Origin of the sequence: Chroococcidiopsis cubana SAG 39.79 (assembly GCF_003991895.1) — a bacterium.
GTDB lineage: Bacteria > Cyanobacteriota > Cyanobacteriia > Cyanobacteriales > Chroococcidiopsidaceae > Chroococcidiopsis > Chroococcidiopsis thermalis.
Window position 1 is genome coordinate 224,562 of record NZ_RSCK01000003.1, and the last position, 7,934, is coordinate 232,495.

Here is a 7,934-nt window from a genome sequence, read left to right on the forward strand (position 1 = left end):
TCGCGAACGGGTGCGGCAGATTCAGCAAGAAGCCTTAGCCAAACTCCGCCAGTGCAAAGCTGAGCTTAGATAAACAACTGTAATATTTATGCTGTTGCATTGGCTTATACGGCTTACAACATAAATACTGATATGACTTTAGACACAGCAACAGGTATGTCTATAATTCAAATTTATAGACATAGACAATGCTAAACATATACTCCCAGACCTCTACATAAACATCAGGTCTGAACGAGCCAGAATAAACTAAAGAGAAAATCACTAAAAGCACTTTAACTAATAGGTGTTTTTGCTTTTAGTGATGTTTGATAACTAGATAGTTTGGAAGATAATTTTATTAATAAACCTAACCGTTGGAGCCTATTGCAATAGATTTCGATCTACCAGAGGCATAGCGTCTATTTGCAAAGTCGAGAGCTGTTGAATCTGTAAATGTATAGATTGCAGCTCCTGCTAGACCTTCAGCATATGCATCAGCAGAGCTGGATGCATACGAGTGTTTTATAGACATGCCTCCTGTCACACTAGTAGACTGCCACTATGATTTTGACAGGTTAGATTCTGACAGACTTGGTTGAGGATACAAACGCTCTAGCGTGATTCGTGCTTGAGTGTTAGTGAAACGCCAGTTCACGCTGGCTTTAGCCTGATTACGAGATGCTTCCCATGCTGCGACTTCTCTAGACAGTTCTTCAGTGGAGGGAATGCGACGATCTAAACATTGACGAGATAAAACCGATATTTCCAGTTCGACCATATTTAACCAACTGCCATGAACTGGAGTGTAGTGAAACTGCAACCGCTCAAGAATACGACGAGCTTGGGCCGCATCAAAAGTTTGATACAAAGCAGCAGGCGTATGAGTGTTCAAGTTGTCCAACACAACATGAATTAGGTGTGCAAATGGGAATAAGACATCCACTAAATACTGCATACACAAGGCAAAATCTTGTGCAGTGCGTTGGTCAGTCACTTTGATATGCCGCCACTGTGCTAATGGTTGAAAAAAGGCAAATAGATTGCACGTGCCTTCACGCTTGTACTCATAGTCATAACGCTTTGGTTTTCCTGGTTCTAGAGGAAGTGGGGTACGGGTTTCGCTCACCAGTTGCACGGGACGCTCATCAAAGCAAACTACCGGCTCACTAGGGTTATAGGGCTGCTCGTACAAGTCTAAAACCTCCTCCATCCGCCAGATAAAATCTGCATTCACCTGTGAAATGCACCACTGTTGGTTTAACCAAGGCTTGATGTCGTTTTTTCTAACACTCGTCGCACCGTCTCGTCTGAGATACTGTCCACCAGCTGTAATTCTACGAGGCGAGCTGCTAACATCTGCATCGTCCATCGTTTCTGTCCTGTCGGCGCATCACTACAAGCCGTTGCTATCAGCATTGCTTCGGCGCGTCCATCCAATTTACGTTTTCCACCTGGACGCGGTTGCTCGCTCAAGGCAAACTCAACTCCACCATCTACACACTTTTGACGAGTGCGATGTACCGTTGATTCTCCCACATGAAGCATTCGGGCAATCGTTTCATCTGCATGTCCTTCATCGCTCAGCAGTAGAATCTGTGCCCGCTTGAACCTACGAGCCGGATACTTCCCCTTGTGCGTTAGTTGATGCAAATATTTTCGTTCTTCTGTACTCAGGTTGACAATGTATTTTTCTGGCATTGGAGTTTCTAGTTTTTCTTTAGTTTCTCCAATCTCACCTCCGCTTGTCAAAATCAGCGTGGCGGTCTACTAGCTTCATTTTCTTCGTTGATAATTTCCCAACCCTTGATTTCAGAAATAATCATGAAATTACTCCTTAAGTGCCTTAATTCTTCTTACACTTACAACGACTAAGTAAATAAACTCAATCTCCAGAAGAGAGTAACAGATTCATGTTGTTATAAAAAGCGGTTTTCACATCTCTTAAAAATTACTAAAAAACTCTATTTATGTAAAAGAAAAAAGTAAAATATATATTTATTCTTTTGACGATTTTAAGAAATTTTATCCTCTTATGTTGTGCATCAAAATGATCAAATTTTTTGACAATTTTAAGAAATTTTACCCTAATTTCATATCGTTGTGCGTCTTGTAAGCACCTAAAATTAATGATATTTATTTGCATCAAGTATCGCGGCTACCTAAAGTGCTTTTTCATTCTTGCTTCGTAGTCAGAGATATCGTACCCAGTTTACTGATGAGAATAAGTCTTGTTAATCCTAAAGCGCCTTCGCCTGATACTACCCTAAGAACTTTCACTATCCGAAAGCAGGACTCGTCGAGTAGGTCTGAGACTATTGTTAAGTGGTTAAATCTCCTCCCCTACAGCTCGAATGCTAACGACCTACGGCTAAATAACTCTCCTAATTTCAAGCAAAGCTAGTACGACTTACCCAATTTTATTTTCAAAAGCAAAGCATCTGTAGATTGGGAAGGAAGCGCGATCGCAAAGGAATTTTAACTCTAGGCGACATTTCATCTGAATTTCATCTTACTCTGTCAATCTAGTTAGCAAGAGATTCATCTTGAGTGAAATCTTGAGGGAATTTCAAAGCTAGTTGGCAGAGTTAAATTTTGAGAAACTCAAATGAAGAAAACACTAGTTTATGTTACCGTATTCGCGCTAGCTACTGTAGCTTTAACTACTACTAGCTATGCAAGTACCAAGACAAATAGCGATAACATTTCCAATATTGAGAATGACGTGCAGTCTCCTGCTAATCGCTGGCAGCTAGTCAAACACGCTTTTAAATTAAACGTCCCCAAAAATATTAACGGTCTCTCTCAGCTTATTATTGACACTCCATCTACTGTAGCTGTGAGTAGTGATATAGACGTTTTAGCTCAGAATGGTCAGAAAATTGATATCAATGTTTCTGTTAACGACAAAAAAATTATCATAGATTTTTCAGAAAAAAATATTTCTAACACCAAGCTTATAATTGAACTCAACAAAGTTAGGCAGCTATCTCAGGGTCCTGATTCCGTTTATAGCCTTTGGGCTAAAGTTGTTGGCAGTAATACAGAAATTCCTGTAGGTGTAGTTCGGTTTCGTACATATTAATTCCCATTTTCTGACTGTATCCACAGAAATTTTAGCTCTTTTTGTATAAGATAGCTTACTTACTGTTTGTTTGTGAGGCTGATGAGTTTCTCCTAGAAAGATCGCTAACAGCGCGTTGCAGCGTTGCTAGAGCGCGATTGTAATTCAAAATTGCATTCAGCCGATTCACCTGCGCTCGTGTCAAGTCATTTTCAGCACTAATCACGTCTAGTTGAGTACCAACTCCTCCCTGAAAGCGCACGCGGGCGGTTTCTAAACCCAACTGAGCCTGTTGCAAAGCAGCGGATGCAGTTTGAATGCTGCGAGCATTTGCTTGAAGGCTTTTATATCCCTGTTCGACTTGAAAACGAACTTGATTGCGAGTTTGAGCAAAGCGGGTTTCGGCGATCGCCCGATTATTCCTCTCCTGGGCTGCTGCAAATCTAGCTGCTCCACCATCGAAGAAATTCCAGCGCAGTCTAGCTCCTGCTGCATATCCATCTTGCAAGTCAAATTCGTCACTCAAGTCATCCAATACTTGATAGTTGGCAAACAAACTAATTTGCGGTCTTGCCTCAGCCAAGGCAACACGACGCTGCTGCTCGGCAATTCTACGTTGTGCCAACTGCTGTTGCAGCTCTACTCTATTTTTATACGCCAGCACGATACTTTCTTCCAGCGATAATTTCCATTCCCCTGCTTGCCGCACTGGATCGGCAGCCCTCACATCTACTGTTTCACCTAAACTCAACAATTCCACTAATCGACGACGGGCGATATCTTGCTGGCTTTGAGCGTCGATCAGTTCCTGTTCTGCATTGCCAAGCTGCACCTTAGCTCTAACAATATCAAACTGAGCTACTAACCCACCTTCTTCTAATGCAATAGCGTCCTGCAAACTTTTTTGGGCATTATTAACCCCTGCTTGGGAAATTCGCACCTGCTCGTCTGCTTCTTGCAAGTCGTAGTAAGTATTTGTGACATCCAGACGAGTTTGTTCGTTCAGTCGCTCTACGTCCAATCGATCGAAGCGCACCTGCTCCTGTGCAGCCCCGATTCTACCAGAGCGCCTACCGGAAGTGAAAATGTCATAACCAACCTCTAAAGTGCCGCCTAAAGGAGTTTCAGGGGAAGACTCTTCACCGTCGTCGAGATCGTCTAGTTTGTCGCTAGCATTTTGTTCGCGGGAAAATTCTGCTTCACCGCTCAAAGTGGGTAATCGAGCTGCTTGCGCTTGTCTTAGGGCAGCTTGACTGCGCTGCAAAGTTTGTCGTGCTATCTGGAGTTCTCGATTGTTCCTTTGTGCCAGCGCGATCGCCTGTTGCAAAGTAATTGGTTGTGCTTGCTGCAATCGGACTTGTTCTGGACTAGTCGGGAGATCGAGCGGGTTCTGGCTGGGATTCAGCGAGTCAGGCAACTGACTTTCTGAGGGAACGGTTGGGGATATGGGTTTAGTTTGGGCGCTAGCCGATTGAATCTGGCTGAGAATGAAAATAGCACTAACACTCATTACCGTCAGAAGACAAACAGTCTGCATGAGTTTTTTACTAGCTTGAAGCCCTTCTCTGACAGGCAACGGAATCATCATGAAACACACTTTAACTTTCAATTTTAGTGGCAACTGGAAAGCACTAAGACTCAAGTATTTCACATAGAGATGAAATTTGGATGAAATCTATACAGCCTCTAATTAATTCTTCAACTTTGTAGGTATTTGTGACAAAGCGTTGAGGCTTGACCGATCGCCCAGCTTTATTAAATATCGTTTCTAATTCCAGAACCTGCGTTATTGTAAACCTAAATTTTCTTCAGTCGTAAATCTGGATACTACTAAATAAATAACTTTCTTTAACAGTCAAAAATTTCATCCTGATTTCATAGTCATTGGTTTACCTTAGCATTAGGTTTACATAACCAAAATGAGTCTAAGTATGAATTAATTTAGCCGATCCCTAGTAAGAATAGAGTCAAAATGATCAAACCACTAATTTACGCTACTGCGCTTAGTTTAACAGCCGCAGTATCAGTTCCATCTGTCTATGCAATTCCCGTGACAGATGCTATGAAGGTTCCTCATATTGTTAGCTCCGTCCAATTTCCTCAATCTAAAGCATCAATTGTCAGACACACTTTTCGATTGCAAATTCCCCAAAATAGTAAATCTCTATCTCAACTGACGATTGACGTACCTGCTGGTTTAAAGGTAAAGAACAAGATCGCTGTTTCCGACAAGACAGGTCGCCAAATTGACACCAATACCTCTATTGATGGTAATAAAGTCACGTTAGTATTTCCCACACCAGTTTCTCCTGGAAACGAACTTAAAATTGCTATGGGAGATGTAAAAATCTCAGGAATTACCAATGCTTGGCTGTACAAAGTTTACGCCAGACTTGATGGAATTGATGCAGATCTGCCTATTGGTTTTGCTCGCTATCGGGTCTATGTGCGATAAGAGTCAAGATTTCATTTCAATTTCATTTAAGCCTGTCAAGATAGTAAATATAAGTTCGAGCGAGATATGTTTTCCGGCAAGGATGTTAAAGGTATGACTCACACTTGAATAATTTCTCAGTCACATACAAGTGAAGTGATTCTACGTCTTATTTGCAGAATCTATTTCTGCCTAACCAGTTGAACAACCTGAAAAATTAGTTAGAGAAGATTTTCTATTTATCTAACTAAAGATTGGCAATGCATCGATTCACGTTTTTTATTTGGAGGGTTTACCATGAAAACATTTTTAATCGGTACTGCATTCATCATAACGCTCGCATCTTTTGGTTCTGCTGCATATGCTAACCCCGATAACTCTGGCAGCAAAGAAGGCTGTCGAGCTACACCTATCTCAGAACCTTCTGGAGGAGCTAGTAGGCAACGACTTGCAAACGAGCAAAAGTGCCATGCAGGAGTTGCAGAAGATCGGCAGTCCACAGAGACATCTAACGCAAAAGGTTGTAAAGTTCCTATAGCAAGACCATCTGGGGGAGCTACTAGAGAGAGACTTGCAGCTTTGCAGAAGTGCTATTCAGGCGCTCAATAGTCGCGACAAAAGTTTAGGCAACATGAAGCTAGAGCCAAAAATAACGCTATCCAGCGTTGAGGTTAGACCCATACTAGATTCTCTCCTTCATAGAGTTGAAATTTTGGCTCTAGCTACTTACTAGTTGTAGAAATACTTGGTTCGCATGGAAAAGGGTAGAAGTAGTTTTGTCTAGAACTCTACTAAATACCTGGAAGAAGCTAACTTTTTTGCTGGTAATTATATCCAGCAGGTGTCGTTTTAGATAGCAAAGCAGAGTTGATTCAGGAGTCAATGTTATGAAATTAGCCATCCTTGGTGGTCTATCAGTTTTATTATTTTCTATTGCAGATGTGCCTACGTTAGGAGTTGAGATAGCAGCAGCCGATAGTGGAAAAAACAGTACTCCTGTTAGATATCAACTGCGTCCCTTTAATCTAGTGTACTTAGCTTATCAAGGTTACTTTCGAGACCAAGGCATTCCTGGCTACAGCGCATTCCTTGCGGCTTACGAGGCGGGGAGAGTCAGTGCTGAAGATCTAGTGCAAAGTGCTGTTAAAAAGAACAAAGTTTCCCCTGAAACAGCAACCGATCGAGGCTACCTCAGAGCTGTCAAGTCCCAGATAGAAAGTTTGAGAAAAGATTAACAAAACACCTAGCGCCAAATAATAACAACCAACCTATATTTGGAAAACTATATCCGCTTTCCAAATATAGGTGTTGGGCGATCGCACTAGTAGTTAGTATTTTCAACAATCTACACGAGCGCAAATTATTTTAAGTACATTCATAAATCCGCTGCGATCGCACTATCCTTGCACGTCTCTCGATCGACGGGCAAGGACAGGTTTTTAGAACTAAGTTTTAGAATCTAAAGGTCGTTCGTATAGTTCCAACATAGATGTTGCTGTTGTCATTGTTGTGTTCGGGATTGAAAATTACGATCGCGCCAGGAGTGACCTCAATATTATCGGTAATGGGAAAGCGGTAGAGTGCCTCTAGGTGATAGGAAGTGTCTCTATCTCTACGACCGCCAAAATCATTACTAGCTGCTCTGGGTGGCTGACCGAAGATCAGACCGAGTACGCTGCCTTCTTTACCCAAATCTTGTATGGCTAAGGTTGCCGCCCAGTTCCAAATGTCAGCAGACTGAGAAGGGCTGTTTTCATTCAAAGCGACAGTGTAGCCGCCCCAACCCGAAATTGTCATTCTTTCACCTAGCTTGAGGTTAGCTTGCGCGGCATAGTGATTGGCTGAAGTGGCGGCATTGTTGAAGGGGTTATTGGCAAAGTTACTGCCAGTACCTCCCGAAACGCTGATACTGTTGCTAGTAGTAACGCTATCGGTCACGGCATTATCATAGCTGTGAGCGTAGGTCAGTCCTAAATTTAAGGCATCCGAGGGACGAAAAGCTAGTTGAGCGATCGCCGCATAATCTCCGTTGAACAGTCCAAAACTGTTACCAGGATTATTAGAATTCGGTGCTTTATAGCCGAGAGACAGACCGATACGACCTTTGGGGTTAATGTTGACAGTTAAAGCGGAACCCACAGTACCCTGCTGGCGATAAATCGGGTTAAAGCGTCCAAAGTTAGAAATGGCTCCGTTACCACTGCTTTCAAACACGGGGTTGAAAGTGTACATATTTTCAAAGAAGTCAGAGTTGGCAAAGTCAACTTTGACTTCAGCAATGTCACCCACTGGAAAACGATAGAAAAAGTCGTCGATGGCAACATCATTGCTATCACTACCATCGAACGATAGGCGTGTCATAGCAGTACCCGTATCGCCTGAAGCACCAGGAGTTCCAGTTCGCGTAAACGGAGTGATATTGCGGGCTTGCAGCCGAGTTCTCAGTAAATCTTTTCC

The 7,934-nt window shown here is 42.4% G+C and carries 7 protein-coding genes; 4 read left to right on the forward strand and 3 right to left on the reverse strand.

Features of this window, described 5'->3' with window-relative positions:
• Positions 1-541: 541 nt before the first annotated feature.
• Positions 542-1,680 (reverse strand): IS630 family transposase gene (locus DSM107010_RS03645; RefSeq protein WP_199755383.1). Its coding sequence is split into 2 segments (ribosomal slippage): positions 542-1,260 and positions 1,260-1,680, totalling 1,140 coding nucleotides; the frame shifts between segments, so codons are not numbered across the junction.
• 907 nt (positions 1,681-2,587) lie between these two features.
• Between DSM107010_RS03645 and DSM107010_RS03650 the strand changes: the two genes are divergently transcribed.
• Positions 2,588-3,064, forward strand: coding sequence for a hypothetical protein (locus DSM107010_RS03650; protein WP_106167904.1), 477 nt, complete (start codon positions 2,588-2,590; stop codon positions 3,062-3,064).
• A gap of 55 nt (positions 3,065-3,119) precedes the next feature.
• Here the strand turns inward: DSM107010_RS03650 and DSM107010_RS03655 are convergent, their stop codons facing one another.
• Complete coding sequence (locus DSM107010_RS03655; RefSeq protein ID WP_241994111.1) at positions 3,120-4,631, reverse strand: TolC family protein; 1,512 nt, start codon at positions 4,629-4,631, stop codon at positions 3,120-3,122.
• 384 nt (positions 4,632-5,015) lie between these two features.
• Here DSM107010_RS03655 and DSM107010_RS03660 point away from each other — a divergent pair, with 384 nt between their 5' ends.
• The 3 genes from DSM107010_RS03660 (at position 5,016) to DSM107010_RS03670 (ending at position 6,712) form a co-directional block, all read left to right on the forward strand.
• Positions 5,016-5,498 carry a DUF2808 domain-containing protein gene (locus tag DSM107010_RS03660; protein WP_106171285.1) on the forward strand — a complete coding sequence of 161 codons (483 nt, stop codon included), beginning with the start codon at positions 5,016-5,018 and terminating at the stop codon, positions 5,496-5,498.
• 276 nt (positions 5,499-5,774) lie between these two features.
• The gene (locus DSM107010_RS03665; protein WP_106171288.1) at positions 5,775-6,086 is read left to right on the forward strand and encodes a hypothetical protein; all 312 of its coding nucleotides are present in this window, start codon (positions 5,775-5,777) and stop codon (positions 6,084-6,086) included.
• Between the two features lie 278 nt (positions 6,087-6,364).
• Complete coding sequence (locus DSM107010_RS03670) at positions 6,365-6,712, forward strand: hypothetical protein (RefSeq protein WP_127022375.1); 348 nt, start codon at positions 6,365-6,367, stop codon at positions 6,710-6,712.
• A gap of 217 nt (positions 6,713-6,929) precedes the next feature.
• On the opposite strand, the gene DSM107010_RS03675 is transcribed toward DSM107010_RS03670, so the two are convergent.
• Positions 6,930-7,934 (reverse strand): iron uptake porin (locus DSM107010_RS03675; protein WP_148125929.1); only part of this gene is annotated, 1,005 nt, incomplete at its 5' end.

Coding starts and splice junctions, on each gene's coding strand:
- DSM107010_RS03660 (WP_106171285.1), top strand. CDS start 5,016: ATGATCAAACCACTAATTTACGCTACTGCGCTTAGTTTAACAGCCGCA.
- DSM107010_RS03670 (WP_127022375.1), top strand. CDS start 6,365: ATGAAATTAGCCATCCTTGGTGGTCTATCAGTTTTATTATTTTCTATT.
- DSM107010_RS03650 (WP_106167904.1), top strand. CDS start 2,588: ATGAAGAAAACACTAGTTTATGTTACCGTATTCGCGCTAGCTACTGTA.
- DSM107010_RS03655 (WP_241994111.1), bottom strand. CDS start 4,631: ATGATGATTCCGTTGCCTGTCAGAGAAGGGCTTCAAGCTAGTAAAAAA.
- DSM107010_RS03665 (WP_106171288.1), top strand. CDS start 5,775: ATGAAAACATTTTTAATCGGTACTGCATTCATCATAACGCTCGCATCT.